The following is a 20,730-nucleotide window of genomic DNA, read 5'->3' as shown; positions in this document are numbered from 1 at the left end:
CCAGGAACCAACCGCGCCTCAGATCCCATCAGCATCACGTTCTCACAGTTCACAAAAACGTGTCTATTGCAATGAAACAGGAGAAAACGACCTCTGAGGAGTTCCTCCTCCTTGCCGCGCTTCAGGGCTTCGGTGCCTCTGACCACTTCGGGATGCCCGCATGGGAGCCACGGGTACGTGCCGCCATGGACCGACTTCGCGGACAGGATCCCGCGTTCGTGGAACGCCTCAGGGCCGTCTACAAGATCGACTTCTCCGAGATCCTGCAACGGGCCCCTGCCATCGTTCATGACGATCTGCCCGAGGTGGAACGAGCGCTCCTGAACGCACCGTACGAGCTGGGAGCCGAAGCGCTGGACTGGTTTGCCTGGAACCCCGTGCTCGACCGGGATCTCTGAGGCCTCGGATGAGCCCGGTACACGGGCTCAGGTGTCGCGTTCGTGCGCGGAGGCACCGCTGCTGAAGCGACAGCGCGCCACCCCGCCGCGGGCAGCGCCGCTCACCAGCTCCTGTTGCCCGGGTTGGAGGAGATGCCATGATGCCTGCTGCGCGTGCAACCACTGCCGGGCCTGGTCTTCGTCCGGTGCGCCGGTCCACCACACCACACCTTCGGGCAGGTCATGGAGATGATGGCGGGCGGCCCAGTAGTACCGCTGCCAGTCCAGTGGCCAGGGCGGGTTCCACCAGGTGTCCAGGGCAGTGAGCCGCCGGCCGAGACGCGTGGGTTGGGTGGCGGCGCGCTGACGGTGGCGCACTTGGTTGAGCCACTTGCCCAGGGCGAACCCGTCATGAGAGGTGGGCTGGGAGACGGCCAGGTGGCCGTGGCGGGCGGCGTAGTCGTGAGCAGCCTCCAGGCCGTGCAGCACGCTGCGGCGCCGCGCGGGCCAGGCGTGGAAGCGGTCGATCTCTGCGGCTGTGAGGCCGAGTTGGGCGAGCAGTTGCTGTTGCTCGGCGGCCAGCCGCGAGTACTCGGCGATCTGCTGGCGCAGCCACCGCTCGAGCCAGCGCGGCATCCCCGCCAGATTGTCATCACCGCTGACGAGGCCGTGGGCGAGGGCGTGAGCACGGGCCCGGTGCCAGGCTCGCTGCCAGCTGATCGGCCAGGGCGGATTCCACCACACGTCCAGCTCCGCCAGCGCCCGCACGAACTCGGGCGGCAAGCCGGCAGAGGCGGCGCGCAGATTCGCCAGCCATCGGCCCAGGTCGAACCCATCCTGTGGGGCGCCGGCGTGGGGGACGGCCAGATGCCCATGCCGGACCACATACCTGCGCGCGTGACCAAGGCCCTCCCAGAACCGTTCCTCGGACACGGCCTTCAACCCGGCGCCCCGCCCCACGCGTCGAGGCACGTACAGCTCGGCCCGCCACCCCGCCACCCCGGCGTGCCCTCGGAAGGCGACTGGTGGAGTGGTGGCCAACAGACGTAGCCCCGCTCCCACTTCGGCAGGCGGGTGGGCCGCCGGCACCCACCAGATCCCGCTGTGTGGCGAAGCGGACCGCGACGGTGAGCGCAGCTCGCGGGCCACACCCCTCATCCATGTCTGCAGGGCGCTCGGCCTCTCCGGCCACTCCACCTCTTTCAGCCAGCCGCGCTCCAGCCGGTCTCCGAGCGCGGTCATGAAACGGTCATGGCGCCGAGACCGGCGGACAAGCGGCCGTTCATCCGTTACCAGCAGCCGCAGGGCCGGATCCACCAATGCGGCCGCCACCGCTACCACCTCGGGGAAAACAACCGCGTCCCGCGCGACCAGCTGCCACCACGCCGCCGGCCACTGCGCCGCCGCCTCGTTTCTGCGGCTGGTGTCGAGAGTGACGCGCTCAAGGCGCTGGCCCCACACATGCTCCCGCTGCCAGAAAGCTTCCTGTTGCCACCATCCGCACACCACCGCCCGAGCCACCGCGAACACAGCCCCCGGCTCCGCTCCCGTGCTCACGGCCCGTCGGGCCACCCGCGGCCACCGCGCCTGGGCGGCAGCCAGCTCCTGGCACCCGCCCACGTCCAGATACTCCAGGTCGTGGCCATCGCCGACGTCCAGCAGCCACCGCCCGTGCCGGGAACACACCCGATTCCACCGTTGCCCGTACCGCCATACCCGCTGGCTCCGGCCGCTGCGCCGGGCGGCACACAGCCGGCAGCCGAAAGACACCGGCCCCCATGCCTGAGCTCCCACCCGCCACCGTGCCCATCCCCGATCCGCACGGGCCCGCTCACCGAGGGACGCTGGCCCGGCCGTCCACGACGGCAATGCCCGCGCCAGATGCGCAACCGGGACCGCGGCCCACGCCGCGACCTGTGCTTGTGCCATGACGTTCAGGAGTACATCGCCGTCCGGGCGGCGGCCGCGGCTCTGGGTGACCGGATTCACCCACTGCCACCACCCCCACGCCAGCAGCTCGCCGGCCTCAAGGCCGTAGCAGACGGCGACGCGATGCAGGAACGACCATGTCGTCTCGCCCTGTACCGGCACCGCGTCGCCCGGAGCAAACCAGGCGCCGAGCTCGTCATCCCTGAGGCCCATCTAGGTCTGTTCCCGGCGACGTTGGTCAGGGCATTCGAGTAATCGGCCCAGGTCTGCGGGACATCCGATCGGCCGCCTGTCGAGGGACGGCGAACGCAGCCGTGACCGTATGTCGTTTGGCGGCGTTGACCGGGTTAGCGAAGGGACTCGAGTGAGAAAGCGGAACTGACTCGGCGTCATTTCCTGCCGCGAGTGCGTCCGGGTGAGCGCACGGACGGCAGGTCCTCGCGCGTGTTGTCCGCTTCGAGGGCGTCGGCGGGCATCTGGCGGTAGGAGTGGAGGAGTTCGGCTACGACGGCGGGACGGACCTCGGCCGCCGTCACGAGTGCGGCCAGCACCTGCGAACGCGACGTCTGCTCCCCGGCTGCGGCCGCGGCCCGCACCAGGACGTCCAGCTTTGTGTCCACGTCCTCCGGCCAGTCGACCAGCGTCTTGCGTCGTGGACGCTGCCACAGCAATTCCACACGTCCCCCTCGCTGACACCGATCTATATTGAATATATATTGAGCCCATGGTGACGGTGCTGCAAGAGCGTTCAGGGCAGAGGGTCTTAGACCGCGGCCCTGTGAGGAAGATCCGTGTGGCAGGCCGCACGCTGACGTTGACGCCGGTGTTCGACACCTACTGGCGCTTCGCGGCGGCGCGCCAGAAGGTCTACGAGGCGCGACTTGCCGGGGGAGCGGGACCGTTCACGGACGATCCGATCCTGCAGCGATACCGTTTCACCAACTGCTTCCGGGCCGCCGACCGGGTCAGCCAGGACCTGATCAGTGGCGTGATCTACCGGGGCGAGCAGGCGTGGGAGGAAGTCTTCTTCCGGACCCTGCTGTTCAGGATCTTCAACAAGACCTCGACGTGGCGGCTGCTAAACGGCGCACTGGGAGAGGTGCGGTGGGACGCCTACGACTACCGGGCCTTTGACCGGGTGCTCTCACAGGCCTTCACCGCAGGGCAACGGCTGTACTCCGCCGCCTACATCGTGCCCCCGCCGCAGCTCGGCGAGCAGCGCAAGCACCAGAACCATCTGCGGCTGCTGGAGATGATGATGAAGGCGGACGCGCCGCAGCGTGTGCTGTCCGCGCCGACGCTGCAGGACGCCTACCAGGTTCTGCTGGGATTCCCGGCGATCGGGCCGTTCCTGGCCTACCAGTTCGTGATCGACCTCAACTATGCGGCCGAGATGCCGTTTTCGGAGATGGACTTCGTCGTCGCCGGGCCCGGAGCGCGCGACGGGATCCGCAAGTGCTTCGGGCCTGCGGCCGACGGCATCGAGGCGGACGTCATCCGCTATATGGCCGACACGCAGGACGAGCACTTCGCCCGTCTGGGGCTTGCCTTCGCTGGACTGCGCGGGCGCCCACTGCAGCTGATCGACTGCCAGAACCTTTTCTGCGAGGTCGACAAGTACGCCCGGGTCGCCCACCCGGACATCGCCGGGATCAGCGGCCGCAGCCGCATCAAGCAGACCTACCGGCGGCAGGCCGTTGTGATGCCGGCCTGGTTCCCGCCCAAGTGGCAGCTCAACGGCCCGCCGGAGCAATGAGGTTGCCGCATGTGACGTCGGCGGCCGTGCGGCGGGCTGCCGTCATGCCGCGAGGCGGCCGGTGCCGGTCAGCAGGGGGCGCAGCTGTGTGATGGGACCGTCCAGCCGGGCGTGGCCGGCCATCACGGTCAAGGTCCCGCAGGCCAGTTCGGCCTGCTGGGCGATGTAGGCCAGCAGGCGGCCCAGACCGAGGTAGTTGCCGTAGGCGCGCTCGAACATGAAGTGGCTGCGGTACAGGGCCGCGGCGTGCACCCGCCGCTCGCGGTCCAGCTGGAGGGAGATGTGGCTCAGGCAGGGGAAGCCGATGTAGCTGTTGTCCTTTCCGGCGGTGTGGACCAGCAGGTCCGCGCTGGCCTCCTCCGCGTCCGTGGCTGCGGCTATGTCGATCTCGTAGGCGGCGGCTATCTTGGTGCCTGAGGCCTGGGCCCGCAGGCGGCTGATGACGGTGCCGAGCTGGTCGACGCCGCTCTTGGACACCGCAGGGTAGGACACGAGGCGGCCGAAGTAGGTGCCGCGGTGGTTGCCCGGGTACCGCTTGATCACTGGATACATCTGCCGGTAGCGCTCGGCGAGGTCATCCGGGCCGGCACTCCGTGCCGCCAGGGCCGCGGGGAACAGGGTGCTGGCCACGGTCTCCAGCGGCCACAGCCCGCGAGCGGTGCGCAGCCGGTCCAGTTCGGCGCGGAATACCGGGTCGTCGTTCGTCGGGTCGGCGATGCGCACCACCGTGTGCAGGCCGGTCCGGTCCGGGTTGTCCTTGCGGTCCAGCTTGTTGCAGGCGGCGACCCAGGCCTGGGTGACGTCGCGTTCGGTCACGGTGAAGGTGTGCATCAGTCCTCCTGACACATACGGGTGTGATCCGGGGAGCCGGGCTCAGGCAGGCCAGGTCTCGTCGACCCCGGCACGCGGGGCTTCGCGCACCACCGTCAACCGCAGCGCGGCGCCGTGCGTCGGCACCGCGACCTCGATCAGGCCCTGTCCGCCCGGCGGGAGCTCGTCGCTCACCACGGCGCTCGCCAGCGGCGTCGCGCCATCACTGGTCCACGGCTGAAGCCCCTTGGGCAGGACGTCGAAGACCGCGTTCTCCAGGTGCAGCACCAGCACATCGCCCGCGTCGGCGTACACCGTCTGCCCCGCAGAGGCTGCCGTGATCACGTGTACCTGGGCGTGCGCGGGCAGCGAGGTCCCGCCCGCCAGCGAACTGCGCAGGCCGGCAGGAGGGATCTTGGACCACTGGTCGGCCCGGCCGGCATCCAACAGCCGGAGGTTCACCAGGTGGCGTACCGTCCCGGCGTACGACGTACCCAGTTCGCGCGCCACCCGGTAGACGTGCTCGGGAGACGACGGCCGGCCGCCGCAGATCCGCTCAAGGGCCGCCCGCACCGCCGGCAGGGGCATCAGGAACCACGCTGCGAACGCCTCCGCTGTCTTCTCCTCCTCGGGCCAGCTGCCGTTGCCCCAGCGCAGCGCGGGATCAAGCTCCTCATCGGCTGCGGTGCGATGGCCCAGTCGGTGATGCCCCAGCTCATGTGCGGCCGTGTGCCGCTGGGTGACCGCATTCAGCGAGGCGTTCAGCATCACGGCCGGCCCCTTGTCGGCGGGGGAGAAGTACACGCCGAACAGCCGGGGCATCGGCTGCGCCATCCCGATCACGTCGGCTGCCCCCAGTGCCCGGTGCACGTGGACGTACTGCGTGCGGTCGATGCCGAGGTCGCGGTGTGCCTGGACGGCGGCGATCGAGGCGATCCGGTGTGCTAAGGCCCAGTTCACGCCGTCGGACTCCCGTCCTCGGTCTCCTGTTCCTCGCGTTCTGCCGCCCGCCGCAGGGTGAGGTACTCGGCGAACTCCAGCACTGTTTTGGCGTCCCCGTCGGTGAGCTGGGCCAGTGCCCGCGGCAGACCGGCCAGGGAGTACTCGCCGGCGTCGGCGTCCTTTTCCTCGGCCAGGAAGTAGGCGACCGGCTGCCGGTACAGGCGCGCCAGCTTCTTCAACTCCAGGCTGTCCACCCGCCGCTCGCCGCGCTCGATGTCGCTGATGGCCGAGCGGGGGATGCCGGTCGAGTCCGAGACGAACTGCTGGGACATGTTCAGGTAGTCGCGGGTCTTCTTCAGCCGTTCACCGAGCCGGACCAGCTCAGGATCACGGTCACGGCTGTCCGAAGGAGGGGTCATGACTGCTGCCTTTCAACGATGGCGTCCAGTACCGCCGCGGCGAATGCCCGCACGGACCGGGTGGCCTGGGCCGCTTCCCGGTCTGCGGGAATGGCGACGTGGTAACGCTCCTCAATGCGCGTGAGAATCTCGACCACCAGCAGCGAGTCCACGGGCAACTCCCGACCGCTCTGCTCCAGTTCAGAGCGGAGCTCGTCGGGCGAGACGCCCTCGTACTCGGCGAGGAAGTCGACGACGACCGAGGTGATGTCGTCCATGCTCGGTGTGTCCGTGTTCGACAACTCTCCCCAATCGTCTGCATTTCCAACGACGCTGTCGTAGCATACGACATGCTGTCGGGAAAGCCAACGGGGTTGTCCCAAGATCAGACAGGTGTGAGTGTGGACTTCAAGCGCTACCAGGAAGCGGCCGTCAAGACCCTCCAACTCCCTGCCGAGGGCACCGACCCGGTCCTCGTCCCTCTCCTCGGCCTTGCCGGCGAAGTCGGGTCCCTGACCACCGCCTACAAGAAATTCCTGCGCGACGGACCCGCCTTCGAGCAGGGCAAGCACCAGTTACGCGAAGAACTCGGCGACGTCCTGTGGTACGTCGCCGCTCTCGCCCACCGCTTCGGGCTCGACCTCGACGACGTCGCCGCTGCCAACTTGGAGAAGACCAAGGACCGTTGGCGCCTCACCCCCCACGACGAGCACACCCCCTTCGATGCTGCCGCTCCCGCCCACGAACAGCTGCCCCGGCAGACCACACTGACCTTCACGCCCACCACGACCGACGACGGCCGCACCGTCGTCGTCCTCACCCGGGAAGACGGAACCCCCGCCGGTGACCCCCTCACCAGCGCCTCCCACGTCGAAGACGACTACCGCTTCCACGACATCTTCCACCTCGCCCACGCCACCGTGCTGGGCTGGTCCCCCGTCACCCGCTTCCTGCTGGGCCGCAAACGTAAAAGCGACCCCCGCACCGACGAAGCCGAAGACGGCGGCCGCGCCATCGCCATCGAAGAAGGCATCTCAGCCCTCGTCTTCTCCTACGCCGCCCGCCACCGCTACCTCGCCGACATCAAACACATAGACCACGAACTCCTCGCCACCATCGGCCACATGACCGCCCACCTCGAGGTCAGCATCTGCCGCGCCGCCGACTGGGAGCACGCCATCCTCACCGGCTACGCCGCGTGGCGCCAACTCCGTGAGCAGAACGGGGGAACGGTCCACCTCGACCTCAACCAGCGCACGCTCATCGTCACCCAGGACTGACGGCGGCCCGACGGCTGGGGAACGCTCCAGGTGAGGGCGTTCCCCAACAGCCCAGGAGACCCGCGAGTCTACGTTCTCACCCGTCAAGCGCAGATGACACGTCCTGACCCGCACAGCGAGTTCATGATGCTCCACCATGCGCGTCATCGTCCGGGTGGCGCGGCCTTCCTGCGGGCGTCGGTAAGCGCCTGCGAGCCCAGGCCCGAGCAGCCGGTCTCACGGTCCGAGCCGCTTCACGCGTGCCCTCGACTGATGGACAGGACGGTCTGTTCTGACAGACTGCGCGGTTATGTTGGAGGCCTTGAGCGGACCAGGCCGGTCAACATGCCTTCTCAGCGGCCGTCTTCGGATGGCAGGTCGAGGTAGCGGGCGGCGTCGTGCAGAACATCGCGGGTGATGGCTTCGGTGCGGTCGAGGATGGCGAGTTGGCCGGCCATGCCGACCAGAGGGGTGAGGTTTTCCATGATTCCGTCGGTCATGTGGTAGAGGTCTTCCTCGTGGTCCAGGAGGCTGCCGGGCCGGTGGTGGCGCAGGGACAGCCGACCGTCGAGGGTGGCCACGGTGCTGGGCCATTCGTTGGGGTGTTCCTTGCATCGGGGCGGCAGCCGGTTGACCCACAGGGTGGGCACTGAGCGTTGCCGGATGGGCGCGGTGGCCTCGGTAGGACGCCGCAGGGCGGGGAATCGAGCCGCGCGGGCTTCACGGAGGATGTCGCTGGAACCGATGCCGCTCCAGAAGACAGTCAGTTCCAACTCCTCGGCGAGGTAGTCGAAGTAGTCGAAGGTCGGCTGCAGGTCCTCGGGCCGCAGCCGGTCGATGCCGTCGACCAGGCAGACCTCCGTGCGGGAGTGGCGCATCACGTGGACGGCAGGGCCGGTGAAGTCCTTCATGCGCTGCACGGGCCGCTGCTGGGTGTCGGGGCGGTAGAGGTCCCAGCCGAGGAAGACGGCCAGGGCCGCGGACCAGTCGGCGGGCGTGCCAGGTTCGGGCGGGGCGTTGATGCAGATGACGGGGATACGGCTGTCGTCGATACCGTAGAGCTTTTCGCGGCGGCCCTGGTGACCCAGGCCGATGTGGTGAAGCAGCGTGCGTTTGCCCGTGCCGCGGCAGTCGCTGTCGATGGCGACGTGCGGGCAGGGATGGCGGCGTTCCCCGTTGTGACGCAACAGCCGCCGGGCGGTAAGCGATCCTTTGATGATGTCGGTGGTTTCGACGAGGCCGAGCTGGGCGTGGTAGCGCACGCGGGGGTCGTTCTCGTCGACAGGGTCCTCGGCGGTGCCGTCCTCGTTGGCCGGTGGGATCGGGGGAGGGGAGGGCTTGTGCCGCACACGGGCGCGCCAGCCGTGCAGAGTGGTCGGCGGCCCAGGAGGCAGGACTGGGGCCGGGGCAGGGGGCGAGGCGCTTTGCGGATCGCGTACGGGGGTCTTCACTGTTTGTCTCCTCGCCGTCCGCTGCCTGGTCCGTCGCCGGGCAGGCCGCCAGGCGGGGGAGCACCGGTGCTGTTGTCTCCCGGGATGGCTGAGCTGGGCTCGTTGCTGCTGCCGGGGCCTTTGGGGCCGGGCGGGTGCAGGCCGGGCAGGGACGCCAGGAAGTCGTCGAGGGTCTGTTCTGCGCCCCGGACTGGCTCGGGCGTGTCGAAGAGCTCTCCGGCGGGCCGGTCGAGGGTGCGGAACGGGCGGACGGTGTCCGGGTCCAGGGGCGGCATGTCGGTGGCGTAGGGCTTGGCGGGCGATGGCAGCGAGGGCCGGGACGGGCGGGATGCCGTAGCCGGGCGAGGGGTCTGTGACGCGCTGCCGGAGGACGGCCCGGCGGCCAGGTCGCGCAGCAGCTGGGTGGTGGCCCGGGCGATGGCGGCCTCGTTGTGGCGGCTGCCGCCGGCGGCGAGGTGGATGCGCAGGCCCTCAGACCAGGCCTCCTCGGTCCACCGGTCAGTGAATAGCCGGCGGTGGATGAAGGGCACCTCGACCCACGGGTCGGTGCCCGGCTCGGCCCGGTGGTTGAACAGCCAGGCGACCTCCGGGTTGTCGGGGGAGTAGTGGGCCTCCCAGCGCCCCTGCTGCGCTGTGATGCCGGAGGACCCACGGAAGAGATCCAGTTTTCCCCGGTCCAGGTTGTAGGTGCGATTGTTGATCTGGAAGCCCTTGCGGCTGACCCGGACCCACACCGCCGGCAGCATTTTGCGGTTCTCCTCGGCGGTCAGCGCGGTGGACCGGTAGCCGCGCAGGGAAATGAGGGCCGCGTACATCTGGTTGGGGGTCAGGCGCAGCCCGGGAGTGAAGGGGGAGCGGAGTGCTCCGTGGGGGGTCTGCTGCCAGTGGATGACCACCCACTGCTCGAACCGTTCCTGGAGTTCGCGGATGGTCCACAGCGGCTGCTTGCGGACGCGCTTGCCTCGCAGGTGAAGGCGGTGGTGGGTGTAGGAGGCCAGGTACTGGCTGAAGCCAGTCTTCACCGCCCGCATGGCGCGCTCCACGATCGCCTTGTCGACAGCGGTACGCAGCCGTGCCTCGCGTACTTCGATGCCCAGGGAGTGGCAGGCGCGGGTGAAGTCTGCGGAGATGAATGGCGAGCCGTGGTCGATGACGAGCGTTTCGGGCTTGATGACGGGCCGGGCGGCGGCGCCGGCGAATCGGGGGTCGGCCGCCAGGAGGTCCTCGAAGGGCAGGTCCGAGCCGTCCATGAAGGTTTCCGGTGCCCAGCCCGGGCGCGCGGGAAGCGGGGCCGTGGTCTGGGCAACGACCTGCATGGTGTCGAACGAGCGGGTGGCCCGCCCGGCGGCCCATCGTCCCGTCCCGCCTGTGCGGCCGGTGCGCTTGGGCACGATCAGGGAGCCCACGATGCTGCGGGTGGCCACGTCGATGGCGATGGTGAGCTCCACGGAGATGACCCGTCCGTCGTCACCGAGGACGAGAACGTCCAGTCCGGTGGTGTCGATCTGCACCAGTTCCCCGGGCCAGCGGGCCCAGGTCGCCCGCCGGGCGCCGGGCCGCTCTGCGGATATGGCAGGTCCGGCCGCGTGACGGGCCGCGGCGTCATGCGAGTTCTCTGCGGTGATCCCCAGCCGCTCCAGCAGCCGGTAGAACGTCGCCGGACTGATCATCAGGCCCCGGGCGGTCTTCGGGTCGGCCAGCAGGTGCGCGTAGCGAACCCGAACCGTCTGCTGCACCCGGTCGATCAGCCGGGACAGCGTTCCTGGTGACAGGCCTCTGCCGCGCTCGTCGTCCAGGACCTCCCACACGAGGTCGACCACTCGCGTGTCGACGCGCCCGTGCGGGGCCGCACTACGCCGGCTGCGCTTGTCGACCAGGCCCATCAGGCCGTCCCTACGCCAGGCCGCGCACTTTCGTTCGACAGTGGCCGCGGACACCGGGGTTCCTGCCTGCGTCAACTGGTCGGCCTTGGCCTGGTAGCGCTGGCGCAGGGTGCGCTGCTGCGGGTCGAAGGCCGGTGGGGGCTCGGTGGTGGCGGGAACGTTCGGGGCCTGCTGGTGCAGTACCTCCTTGACATGCCGCTCCCACTTCTCAGCGGCCTTGCGTACGTCGCGCGGCAGCGCACGGAACTCGCCGAGGCGGCCGGGCAGCGAACTGCGTCGCGCCGCCCGGTTCAGCACGGCGAAGTCGGGGGCCGAGGTCACTGCCGTCTGCAGGATGATCAGCGGCTCTGCGGGCTCTGCGGGCTCTGCGGCATCGAGGAAGAGACGCGGTCCGTGGAAGGCGGTGACCACCCAGAGGCCACCGCGGAAGCGGATGGTGTCCCCCAGAGCCAGGGTGTCAGCAGCGGGGGGCGCTGCGGCGCCTGCGGCGTGCCGCGAGATCACCTGACCTCCCCTGACCATGCCGTCGACGACGGGGTGAGCGGGACACTCATGTCGGTGTGCAGCCGCCGCGCCCAGATCAAGTGATAGGCAAGGTCCACTCCCACATACGAGGGCAGGGCGGCGGCGCGTACCCCGGAGCGGATGGTCCGAGGCAAGGCGAACTGCCGTGCTAGCAACTGGTCCTGCCCGGCCGTGAGCCACCGTGGACTGCGGGCGGCGTAGAGGAGCTTGAGGTTGTCCAGTTCCACCCCGGTGGAAGGCTCCATCACCCGGATCTGCCAGCCTGCTGCTGCCGAAGCCACCGCCAGCACGTCCTGCTCGGATTGCCACCGGTCGGTGATTTCCTCCGGCCGCACGCAGATCACCTCGCGCTGCCCCGCTCGTAAGGCGACGAACGCCGGCCGCAGGCGATGGCGGCGCCCCTGACGGCTCCAGCGCAGCTCCATGGGTCCCGCGCTGCGCAGCCCGACTGCAGGGTCGCGGTCCAGGAGCATGCCGCAGTGCTGCTGCCGGAGTGAGCCGCAGGCCAGCAACTGGTCGGTGGCCGAGGCCCATGCGTTGGTGACGAACGACTGCCGTCCCGGGTAGGGTACGGGCCGCTCCAGCGGGGCCAGCTCCTCGAACGCCACCTCGCCGACCTCTGCCACCGGGCGTTCGCGCTGCCGTCCGAACCGGTCGAGGTAGCAGACGGCGATCTCGTGCGCGCTGACCGGGCCCCCTGGCACGTCCGTCCCCTTCGTTCTCTGCAGCGGGCCGCCCTGCGCGTGTCCCCGCTCCAGCATCCGGGCACGGGCCCGGGGAGCGCAGCTGCAACCGTCTTCACCCCACGATCGAGGGGACCGGCGGATGCATGTACGAGACGTGAGATGCGTATCGCTGCGGAGGACGAGCTCACACGGCGGCGAACGGGTCGCCCCAGTCCCAGGGCAGGCAACACAGGCTCCCCAGCGGCGCCTGGTGCTCGTCGTCCTGGTGGATCAACGCGGTGACAGGCTGCCGGTCCCCGCGGCGGCCGCTACCCCCATTGTCTTGTACGGCCGGCGTACACCGGCGGTGTCGTGCGAGCCACTCCGCCACCGGGACCTGCCAAGTGCCCAGGGGCAGTTCGAGCGAACCCGCCAGTTGCGACAGCTCGGCCACCAGACGGGCCTCAGCCGCAGCCCACGGCCCGCTGGGCAGAGCGGCGCGCTGCTGCTCGTAGCGCAGCAGCGCCCGGGCCACGAGCAGTGCCTCCGGATACACCAACAGCCATGCCGTCTCGACATCCCGGGGCTGCAGCCCGGCCCGCCCGGCCCGCTCGGCCCACCGGCTGGTGAGTGGGGCACGGCGCCACCACCATCCAGCGAGAGCGAAGGCGTCCGCCACCAGCACGGCCCCGGCGGGCCCGAAGCGCCGCTCCAGCCTGCCCCGCCTGCGGTGCGCGTCGACGGACTCTGGCAGCCGGGCCAGTTCGACCCCTCCAGGCCCGCCCTGACGCACATGGGTGAACCGGCCGTGCCGCTCACAGATCTTCCACCTTTCCGGCCAGACCAGCCACATCTCACCCCAGCCCCCGCCGCGGACCGCCGCACACAACCCGCAGGCCGGCACCAGACAGTGCGCCAACGGCTCCCACGGCCACTCCCACCGCGCCCGCTCGCCCGGCAGAAGATGCGGTGCGCGCAGATGCGGCAGAGCCCACCGCAGCCGCGCGGACGGCACATCGAGCATCTGTGCGAGCCTGTCCGCCGCTGCGCCGCTCAGCAGCACCTCCGCCAGATGCGGTCGCAGGGCCTGCTGCCCTGGCGGCCCGTCACCCAACTCGGCCAGCAGGAAGTCGACCTCCACCCCCTGCAAACCGGCCACCCGCCACAAGAACGAGCAGTTCGACTCGTGCGCCACGAAGCGCACCGGTTGCTGAGCCAGGCTCCTGCCCCACACTGCGTTCCCCAACGTCCCGCCCCGTCCCAGGGCTCCGCGGCCGCCCGGCCACGGGCACCACCTCCGTGCAGCCCTTGTTGATCCTTGCTGCCCGTCCGGGCCTATGGGACCGGACGGCGCCGCACGGCTGTCCCGGCCCGCGGGAACCTCCTCAACGCTGTGTGGCACTGCGCTCTCTACCACGGCGCGCCCCTGCCCGACGGGAGGGTTCACCCCCAGGGGTGAGGAAGCCCGGATTGAGCACCCGCGCCGCACACATGTCCGCATCCTGCCCCTTGGGACATCATCAACTTGAGCGGGGGAGCCATCCTGTGCTGCACGACCTGCCTGCCGAACGCCTGCCCAGCGAACTGTGGACGCGCCAGCGTGCGGCGGCGGACTGCGTGCTCAACGCGTTCGCCATGGGATCCGAACGCCAGCAGGTCATCATGCCGTGCGGTACGGGAAAGACCCACCTCGCCGTCCACATCGCCCACGAAATCACCTCCGGCAGCCGCACCTTGACGGTGATGCCGACCCTGGACCTGCTCAACCAGACAGCCCGCGTCTGGCACACCTCCGGCCGGCCGGGCCACTTCTTCGGCCTGTGCTCCGACAAGCAGACCAGCGAGCCCGTTCTCAGCGGCGTGCTTACCATGACCAACGACCCGGCCTGGCTGGCCGCCGCCGTGCGCGACGCAGACGGGCCCGTCAGCGTCTTCGCCACCTACGCCTCGCTGCCCAAACTCGTTGAGGCCCACCAGCGCCATCTGCTGCCGCGCTGGGACATCGCTGTCGTCGACGAAGCCCACCGAACCGCCGGCGCCCGCGCCAAGCCGTGGGCCGTCATCCACGACGACGACGCCATTCCCGCCCGCCACCGGCTCTACCTCACCGCCACACCCCGTATCTGGGACGTCAACCGCGGCATCACCACCGAGCCGATCGCCTCCATGGACGACGTCGACCTCTTCGGCCGCATCGCCTACCGCTACTCACTGGCCGAAGCCATCCACGAAGGACGGCTCGCCGACTACCGCATCGCCGCCCCCGAAATCCACAACGCGCAGCTGCACGCCTTCCTGGCCGGGCGCACACGCAAGGGGGCCCGCCGCACCCCCCAGGCCGACGCCATGCGCGTGGCGGCGGCCCAGCTGGCCCTGCTCAAAGCACGCGAAGATCACGCGATTCGCCGCGCGGTCGTCTTCAGCCGCAGCATCATCCAAAGCGAGGCCTTCGCCGAAACCTTGCCCGAAACCGCCGCCGCCATCCCCGGCGGCCACGCCGAGGACCTGTGGGTCACCAGCGTCCACTCCCGCAACCGCCGCCGTGAGCGGCAAGAGCGCCTGGCACGATTCGCACAGCCCCCACTAGACAAGCGCGCCGGCCGGCTGGCGGAGCTGAGCGTGCTGTGCAACGTCCGCCTGTGCGTCGAAGGCGTCGACTTTCCGCTGGCCGACTCCGTGCTCTTCGCCGACCCCAAGCAGAGCACCATCGACATCGTCCAGGCGATCGGCCGCGCGCTGCGCATCGGCCCCAGCATGAACAAGGTCTCCACCCTGGTCATCCCCGTATTCTTCGGGCCCGGGCAACGCGCCGAGGAAGCGGCGTTCGGCACCCCGTACCACCTGCTGCACCAGGTCATGATCGCGCTCAAGGCGTACGACGAACACTACTTCTACCGTCTCCCGGTCAACGGGCCCCGACTGCTGCTGCCCACACCGGCTTCCGCCATCCGGCCCGCACGCGCCCCGGAGATCGCCCCGCACCTGATGCTGCGGATCATGGAACCGGAGCCCGATGTCTGGGAGACCGGGATGGCCTGCGCGCAAGCCTTCTTCGACACCCACGGACACCTGAGCGTCCCCAGCAACCACATCACCCCCGACGGCTTCCACCTCGGCTGCTGGCTCGGCTACCAGCGCGCCCTCAAGGCCGCCGGCAACCTCTCCGCAGCCCGCGCCGCCGCGCTGGCCACCTGCAACATGCCCTGGGCGCACCCCAAGAACAGCACGGAGACCTTCCTGGAACTCGCCCAGGCCTACGCCCGCGAGCACGGCCACCTGCTCCCGGCACCGACACAGACCTACCGGGGCCGTCCCCTGGGCCAGTGGCTCGCCGAACAGCGCCGCCAGGCAGCCGACGGCACCCTGCCCGCCCCCTACCAGCGCGCCCTGAAAGACATCGACCCCTGGTGGAACCCCGCCTGGCCCGAAGAGTGGCAGCGCATGTGCGCCCGCGCCCGCACTCACGGCAAGACCCTGGCCATCCCCACGGGCCCGCTGCCGGCCGACGCCGACGCCCTCACCCGCTGGCTGGACGAACAATTCGACACCTTCCCCGCCCTCGCCGAGGGCCAGCAGGCGCAACTGGCCGCGCTGCCCCTGCAGCACGACCCCCTGGCTCTCGCACTGCGGCGCCCCCTCGCCAGCCAGGCCGCCCATCACGCCCGCGGCCTGCGCGCCGCCCGGCGCTTCTACCGCGCCCACCAACACCTGCGCGTTCCCGTCGCCTACCTCGACGACCACACCAACCCGTGCTTCCCACTGGGCAAGTGGATCGCCGACCTGCACGTCCTCGCCAACGCGCGCCTCCTCAGCCGCGAAGAGATCGACTCCGTCGAAGCCCTGGCCATGGAATGGGCCCCAAGGCCCCAGCATGGGCGCACCCCGGCCACGCTCCCTGTCACATCAGCGGACACCACCGACAAGCACCCGCCTGCCCAGTGGCCGCAGCCGACACCCGGTATCGCCGACTCGCATGAACACGGTCAGGATTTCTGGGTCGCGGGCCGCGAACCGTCACCCCCCATGCTGCCCGACGTCATCCTCAACGGCGGCCGACGCATGCTGCTCAGCATGCCGGCCGGGGCAGGCAAGACCATGACGGTAGCGACAGCGGTCCATGAAGCCGCGAGCCGCGCGTGCCTGGTACTCGGGCCGGACCGGACCTACCTCCACCACGTGGTCAAGACCTGGCGCATGGTCAGCCGGGGGCCCCTCGTGGGCATCAACATCCGGCCCACCAACAGCGGCAAGGCGGGCGAGAAGCTGACCACCGCAGGCCAACTGGCCGACTGGGTGGCACAACAGCCTCCGGGAGCCCTCGTGGTGGCCCGCTACAGCGATGCCGTGCTCATCGCCGAAAGCCACCGCGACCACCACCTGCCGCCCTGGGAACATCTCGTCGTCGAGGAAGCCCACCGCACTGTTGACGGCATCACCAGCTCGGACCATCCGCACGCTGTGATCCACTACGACGACGGCATCCTCGCGTACAAGCGTGTCTATCTGACGGCCACACCCCGCATCCCCAGCGAGCTGCCCGGCCCCGGCGACAGCCGAACCGAGACCGCCTGGGCCGTGGACATGCCTTCCCAGCCGATCTTCGGCACCCACCACCCGAGCGTGGACCGCGCAGAACTGGTGGACAAAGGACTGCTCAGCCCATACCAGCTGATGCGGATCCGAGTGCCCGAACTGCCCAGATTCCCCATCTGGCGGCCCCAGGCCCTCGGCGCAGCCCACCTCATCGAACAGCACCGCCTGCGCCGCGTGGTGGTTGTACTCCGGGACCGGAAGCAGGCCGAAGCCTTCGCCTGCCAACTCGCCGTCCGCATGCTCGACGCGGAGATCATCATCCCCGGGCAGGGAGCCGTGCGCTACCCGCACAACCAGCCGGTGATCCGCTGCCAGCGCGCGACCGACCCCACGCCTCCCGACCTCGACGCCCTCGTGCTCCCCTCCAGCGCCTACACCACGCTGGAACTGGTCGACGCCCTCTCGCCCCTGCTGGGCCAGCACTCCGAACGTGCCGCGCAGACAGCGATCATCGTCCCTAAACCCTATGACCCCGACGTCGACGCACCCCCCACCGCGCCCCCTGCCGTCCTGCGCCGCATCGCAGCGGCACTCTGGGCACACGACCCCGCCGGCCCCCGGTGACACCCGCCTTGCGGCCGGGCCGACGGGGAAGCAGCCACCGCTGCTGTACCCCGTTACTGTGCCGGGGCGGACGAAGACGTCAGAGGGAAGAATCCGAAGCGCTGGCCGTGGGCCTCGCGGCTGAACATGTAGACCTGCCCTTGATCGAGGACGTCGGAGGGCGGGTCGGTGTTCTCCACGACGACGGCCTGGCCGTGGAAGGCGTTGAGCAGGTGCCGGTAGAAGTGCTGGGGCACGTTCTGGCGCAGGTCCGCCTCCCGCACCCCGGGTTCCCGGAAGGTGACCAGGGGGGAGTCCAGCACGATGAACCCGGGATGGCTGCGCCGTTGCTCCAGGCAGTAGTCGGCCAGGGCGGTGGTGAACGCGGCGTGCAGGACGGCGCGCATGCCCTTGCCGTGGCCGGAGCGGGACCGGTCGCCCACGTACAGCTCCGCCGTGTACTGGTCGTAGGTCACCTCTTCCTCCCGCCGTACCCGCCAGGCATCCAGCGTCCGCTCGATGGTGCGATCGAAGCCGGTCAGCGTGGCGGGCGGGATGCCACGGCTGGGCTGCCCGCCCGGCTGGGCCTCTTCGGAGACCAGTTGTGCTCTGACGTCTTCCAGCTCCTCGATCCGTGCGTGCAGGCCGAGTTCGTTCTCCAGGCGGGAGCGGGTGGCCATCACCTCGGCCACCTCGTCCTGCAGGGGGGTGAGTTCCTCGCGTTCGATGCGGGTGATCTCGGCGTCCGCCTGCTCGGCCAAGGCGGCCTGTACGGCCTGGTCCTCGGCCACGTACGCGCGCTGCGAGCGCAGGTCCTCGATGGTGACCAGCAGGTCGGCCAGGAGCGTGCGGGTCTTAGTGCTTTCCGCGGTGACGGCCTGGTGCAAGGCGGTAGTTTCCATGGCGTCGTGGCCGGCTTGCTGGTGGTGGGGCTCTGCGCCGCAGAACACGCACGGGCCGCTGCGGAAGTAGCCGAGCAGGCTGCCGGCCTCGCTGACCATGCCCAGGCGGGCCAGGTCGGACTCGTACTGCGTGCGCAGCAGCTCGAACCGGCCCAGCAGGTCATCGGTCTCTGCCAGGCGCTGGGCGTAGTGGGCCAGCGCCACGGACAGGGTCGCGCGGTCGGAGGCCGCCTGAGCGTGGCGGCGGGTGACGTCCCGCAGCGACTCGGCGCGGTTTTCTTGATGTTCGAGCAGCCGCCGCAGCTGTTGCTGCAGCTGGCTCTGGTTGGCCTCGCGTGAGGCCAGTTGGCGTTGCAGTCCGAGGATCAGATCGTCCAGCAGGCTGATCTTGCCTTTGTGGACGCGGCGCTGTGCCTGGTTGAGGCGGCTGGGCGAGGGCTGCTCGCCCGCCCCGGTGAGCAGGAGCTTGAGGGACGACTTGTGCGCGGTCTGGCCGCTGGTGCCCGAGGTGCGCAGGACGGGGGAGACCTTCGAGACCATGCGGGTCTCGCTGATCAGGCACAGGTGCAGCAGGTCCCGGAAGCCGGCGAGTTTGGTGCCCCCGGAGTCATTGGTGGCCAGTAGCGAGCCGTCGAGCCCGATGCGCTCCATCAGGTAACGGGAGAGGTTCTTGGTGGTGCGGGGGCTGTGCTGGGCCGAGAGCACCAGGTCCGGCGACCGGTAGACGAGGTCGCGGATATCGTCCTCGAAGACGCTGACCCGCCCGGACTGGGGCGCCCGCATCAGGGTGATGACCGATGCGTCGGGCAAGGCGATGCCCAGCAGGATCTGCGAGTAGCCCTCGGCCTCGGGGATGAGGTTCAGCTTGCGGGCGCCGAGCATGTAGTCGATCGACTCGGTGACGAAGGACTTGCCGGTGTCCGAGGCGCCGTAGACGATCGTCAGGCGGGGATCGAAGTCCACGCGGGCCGTCTCGCGACCCATGCCGGCGTAGGTCAGATGCAGCAGGCGCAGCTCAGTCATCGTCGCCTCCCCGGCGCGGGAGACGGCTCTCGAACGTCTCCATCCACCGCTGGGTGATGTCGTCCGTGGCGGCGCGGCTGTCGGCCGGGGCGCCGTAATGGAAGGCCAGCGCCCACTGCGCCCGCTCCCGCAGGGCTGCGACATACGGGGCCTCGAGCAGGTCGAGGAAGCCCGGGCCTTCCTCGCTCGCCCGGTACATCAGCCCGCCGTCGTCCGCCTGCACGTCGGCCAGGCCCGCGCGCATCAGCACCACCAGTCCCTGCTCGAGCAGCTGGCGCTTCATGGCCAGTTCGCCCGGGCCGGCCGGCAGTGACGGGTGCACGCTGGGCGGCCCGTCCATCTCGCCGCTGTGCAGCATCGCGTAATCCAGATACACCAGTTGAGCCAGGTCCAGGGGCCGGGGAAAGGAGGCGGCGAGCAGCACCAGAGCGCGCACACCGACCTCCAGCGGGCTGTTGAGCGCTCTCACGTCTCCTCCTCGACCCAGGTCAGCCGGTCGTCGTTGGCGAGCTGGTGACAGATGCCCATACGGTCAATGGTCTCCACCACGTGGACCAGGACGTTCGTTCCCAGCGGCATGTCGCGTGCCGCGTCCTGCACCGCGTTGAGCCGGTCGAATCCGGTGGCGAAGTCCCGCCAGGTCACATTGACGACACCGTCGTAGACGTTCTTCTGCAGCGACTCGAAGGTGCCCTCCGGCACGCTGTCGCGGGCGAACACCCGCAGTTGCTCGGCGCAGTAGAAGGCTTCCCGCTGGTGCTGCAGGTGGGGGCCCGCCTTGGAATGCGCGCGAACCTGCCCCATCGCTGCGGGGTCACAGCCCCATTTCTCCTGGTAGACGTCCAGGAGCTTTTGGATATACCGGGTCTCCACCGGTGTGTGTTCCGGCGGGGGAGCCTGACGGGCTTCGCGGTCCGGCAGCCGCGTGCCGAATCTGCGCACGTGATACGGCGTGGTGGCGTGCTGTTCGAGGATCCGGTCGAGATTGGCCGCCTCGAAGCGGGCGAAGTCCGTCTCCCGGGCCAGCTCCAGCGCCGCGCCGAGCGGATCTGCGCCGTACTCCGCGGTCAGCCGGTCGGTGCCCTTGGCGGTCCAGTCGAGGAACGTCTCCTTCAGCTCCGCGGGTTTGGCCAGCAGCTGTGTGAGGGAGGCGCCGATCCTGGGTGCCACGAAGACGTAGCGCTCGGGCAGTGTGCGGTACTTGCCGTCGGCTACCACCGCGATGATCTTCAGTATCTCGACATAGGCAATGGCCGGGGTGAGCGCCTTCCCGTAGTGCTTGCACTGATAGCAGTGCCACCGGTCGTCCGTCCGGTGCGCCGTGAGGAACGCGGCGACATCGGCGCCGCCGTCGTGGGCGCCGCCCAGCTGCATCACGTTCACGTATCCCTCCTCCCTCAGCGCCAGCAGCCACTCGTAGACGAACTCCTCGAACTGAGTCGGCGAGTGATGCGCAAGGATCTGCTTGGGCGTCATCGCGGGGCCTGTCGCCATCATGGGGGACAGCACTGTCACTGGGACCTGCGACGGCTTGGGGACCTCGGAGAACAGCGGCTCGGCGGAGCCGTCGGGTGAACTCATGCATCCCCCGTCGCATGATCATGATCGTTGCCCAGAGCACGTTCTTACCATCGCCCATCGCGCCCCGAAAGTGTGCATTCCGCCATTCAGGAC

The 20,730-nt window shown here is 69.6% G+C and carries 16 protein-coding genes and 1 pseudogene; 4 read left to right on the top strand and 13 right to left on the bottom strand.

What is annotated here, in order from left to right; genetic code table 11:
• Window positions 1–398, top strand: a pseudogene (locus tag ACH4EB_RS33690) (hypothetical protein); the annotation flags it as partial.
• Between the two features lie 27 nt (window positions 399–425).
• On the opposite strand, the gene ACH4EB_RS33685 reads toward ACH4EB_RS33690, so the two are convergent.
• Together ACH4EB_RS33685 and ACH4EB_RS33680 are read right to left on the bottom strand one after the other, a co-directional pair.
• Window positions 426–2,519 carry a helicase associated domain-containing protein gene (locus ACH4EB_RS33685; RefSeq protein ID WP_398352056.1) on the bottom strand — a complete coding sequence of 698 codons (2,094 nt, stop codon included), beginning with the start codon at window positions 2,517–2,519 and terminating at the stop codon, window positions 426–428.
• Between the two features lie 176 nt (window positions 2,520–2,695).
• The gene (locus tag ACH4EB_RS33680) at window positions 2,696–2,983 is read right to left on the bottom strand and encodes a hypothetical protein (protein ID WP_093686003.1); all 288 of its coding nucleotides are present in this window, start codon (window positions 2,981–2,983) and stop codon (window positions 2,696–2,698) included.
• 47 nt (window positions 2,984–3,030) lie between these two features.
• On the opposite strand from ACH4EB_RS33680, the gene ACH4EB_RS33675 reads away from it, so the two are divergent.
• Window positions 3,031–4,062, top strand: coding sequence for a nucleotide kinase domain-containing protein (locus tag ACH4EB_RS33675; protein ID WP_398352054.1), 1,032 nt, complete (start codon window positions 3,031–3,033; stop codon window positions 4,060–4,062).
• A 42-nt stretch (window positions 4,063–4,104) separates the two neighbouring features.
• Here ACH4EB_RS33675 and ACH4EB_RS33670 read toward each other — a convergent pair whose 3' ends face one another.
• From ACH4EB_RS33670 to ACH4EB_RS33655, 4 genes are read right to left on the bottom strand one after another with little or no spacing between them, the layout of a single operon-like run.
• Window positions 4,105–4,893: a hypothetical protein gene (locus ACH4EB_RS33670; RefSeq protein ID WP_202539786.1), complete on the bottom strand. Its 789-nt coding sequence runs from the start codon at window positions 4,891–4,893 to the stop codon at window positions 4,105–4,107.
• Window positions 4,894–4,935: 42 nt separating this feature from the next.
• The gene (locus tag ACH4EB_RS33665; protein WP_093686006.1) at window positions 4,936–5,832 is read right to left on the bottom strand and encodes an ImmA/IrrE family metallo-endopeptidase; all 897 of its coding nucleotides are present in this window, start codon (window positions 5,830–5,832) and stop codon (window positions 4,936–4,938) included.
• The gene (locus tag ACH4EB_RS33660) at window positions 5,829–6,233 is read right to left on the bottom strand and encodes a helix-turn-helix domain-containing protein (protein WP_190216019.1); all 405 of its coding nucleotides are present in this window, start codon (window positions 6,231–6,233) and stop codon (window positions 5,829–5,831) included. Before ACH4EB_RS33660 ends, ACH4EB_RS33665 begins: the two co-directional genes overlap by 4 nt.
• Window positions 6,230–6,490: an acyl carrier protein gene (locus ACH4EB_RS33655; RefSeq protein ID WP_093686008.1), complete on the bottom strand. Its 261-nt coding sequence runs from the start codon at window positions 6,488–6,490 to the stop codon at window positions 6,230–6,232. The genes ACH4EB_RS33660 and ACH4EB_RS33655 overlap by 4 nt, the downstream gene beginning before the upstream one ends.
• 117 nt (window positions 6,491–6,607) lie before the next feature.
• Here ACH4EB_RS33655 and ACH4EB_RS33650 point away from each other — a divergent pair, with 117 nt between their 5' ends.
• The gene (locus ACH4EB_RS33650; RefSeq protein WP_398352053.1) at window positions 6,608–7,492 is read left to right on the top strand and encodes a nucleoside triphosphate pyrophosphohydrolase family protein; all 885 of its coding nucleotides are present in this window, start codon (window positions 6,608–6,610) and stop codon (window positions 7,490–7,492) included.
• A 332-nt stretch (window positions 7,493–7,824) separates the two neighbouring features.
• Here ACH4EB_RS33650 and ACH4EB_RS33645 read toward each other — a convergent pair whose 3' ends face one another.
• The 4 genes from ACH4EB_RS33645 to ACH4EB_RS33630 all read right to left on the bottom strand — a co-directional run bounded on the left by ACH4EB_RS33645 (window position 7,825) and on the right by ACH4EB_RS33630 (window position 13,190).
• On the bottom strand, window positions 7,825–8,820 hold the full coding sequence (locus ACH4EB_RS33645) for a hypothetical protein (protein WP_398352052.1): 996 nt from the start codon (window positions 8,818–8,820) through the stop codon (window positions 7,825–7,827).
• Between the two features lie 98 nt (window positions 8,821–8,918).
• A complete protein-coding gene (locus ACH4EB_RS33640) occupies window positions 8,919–11,309 on the bottom strand; it encodes an integrase (protein WP_398352051.1) in 2,391 nt (796 codons plus the stop codon).
• Window positions 11,306–12,034 (bottom strand): hypothetical protein, encoded by a 729-nt coding sequence (locus tag ACH4EB_RS33635; RefSeq protein WP_190216015.1) that lies wholly within the window; start codon window positions 12,032–12,034, stop codon window positions 11,306–11,308. The genes ACH4EB_RS33640 and ACH4EB_RS33635 overlap by 4 nt, the downstream gene beginning before the upstream one ends.
• Window positions 12,035–12,200: 166 nt before the next feature.
• Window positions 12,201–13,190, bottom strand: a complete 990-nt coding sequence (locus tag ACH4EB_RS33630; protein WP_398281987.1) for a hypothetical protein — start codon at window positions 13,188–13,190, stop codon at window positions 12,201–12,203.
• Between the two features lie 350 nt (window positions 13,191–13,540).
• Between ACH4EB_RS33630 and ACH4EB_RS33625 the strand changes: the two genes are divergently transcribed.
• Window positions 13,541–17,152: a Helicase associated domain protein gene (locus ACH4EB_RS33625; RefSeq protein WP_398352049.1), complete on the top strand. Its 3,612-nt coding sequence runs from the start codon at window positions 13,541–13,543 to the stop codon at window positions 17,150–17,152.
• Between the two features lie 53 nt (window positions 17,153–17,205).
• On the opposite strand, the gene ACH4EB_RS33620 is transcribed toward ACH4EB_RS33625, so the two are convergent.
• The 3 genes from ACH4EB_RS33620 to ACH4EB_RS33610 are packed head-to-tail and all read right to left on the bottom strand — an operon-like array spanning window position 17,206 to window position 20,637.
• Window positions 17,206–19,056: a hypothetical protein gene (locus ACH4EB_RS33620; protein WP_398352048.1), complete on the bottom strand. Its 1,851-nt coding sequence runs from the start codon at window positions 19,054–19,056 to the stop codon at window positions 17,206–17,208.
• A complete protein-coding gene (locus tag ACH4EB_RS33615; RefSeq protein ID WP_120049511.1) occupies window positions 19,049–19,525 on the bottom strand; it encodes an ABC-three component system middle component 2 in 477 nt (158 codons plus the stop codon). Before ACH4EB_RS33615 ends, ACH4EB_RS33620 begins: the two co-directional genes overlap by 8 nt.
• Window positions 19,522–20,637, bottom strand: a complete 1,116-nt coding sequence (locus tag ACH4EB_RS33610) for an ABC-three component system protein (RefSeq protein ID WP_398352046.1) — start codon at window positions 20,635–20,637, stop codon at window positions 19,522–19,524. The genes ACH4EB_RS33615 and ACH4EB_RS33610 overlap by 4 nt, the downstream gene beginning before the upstream one ends.
• Window positions 20,638–20,730 lie beyond the last annotated feature (93 nt).

The sequence above is a fragment of the Streptomyces sp. NPDC018045 genome (genome assembly GCF_044327445.1).
GTDB lineage: Bacteria > Actinomycetota > Actinomycetes > Streptomycetales > Streptomycetaceae > Streptomyces.
The sequence above is the reverse complement of the archived record's forward strand: the minus strand, read 5'-3'. Positions and strand labels throughout refer to the sequence as shown.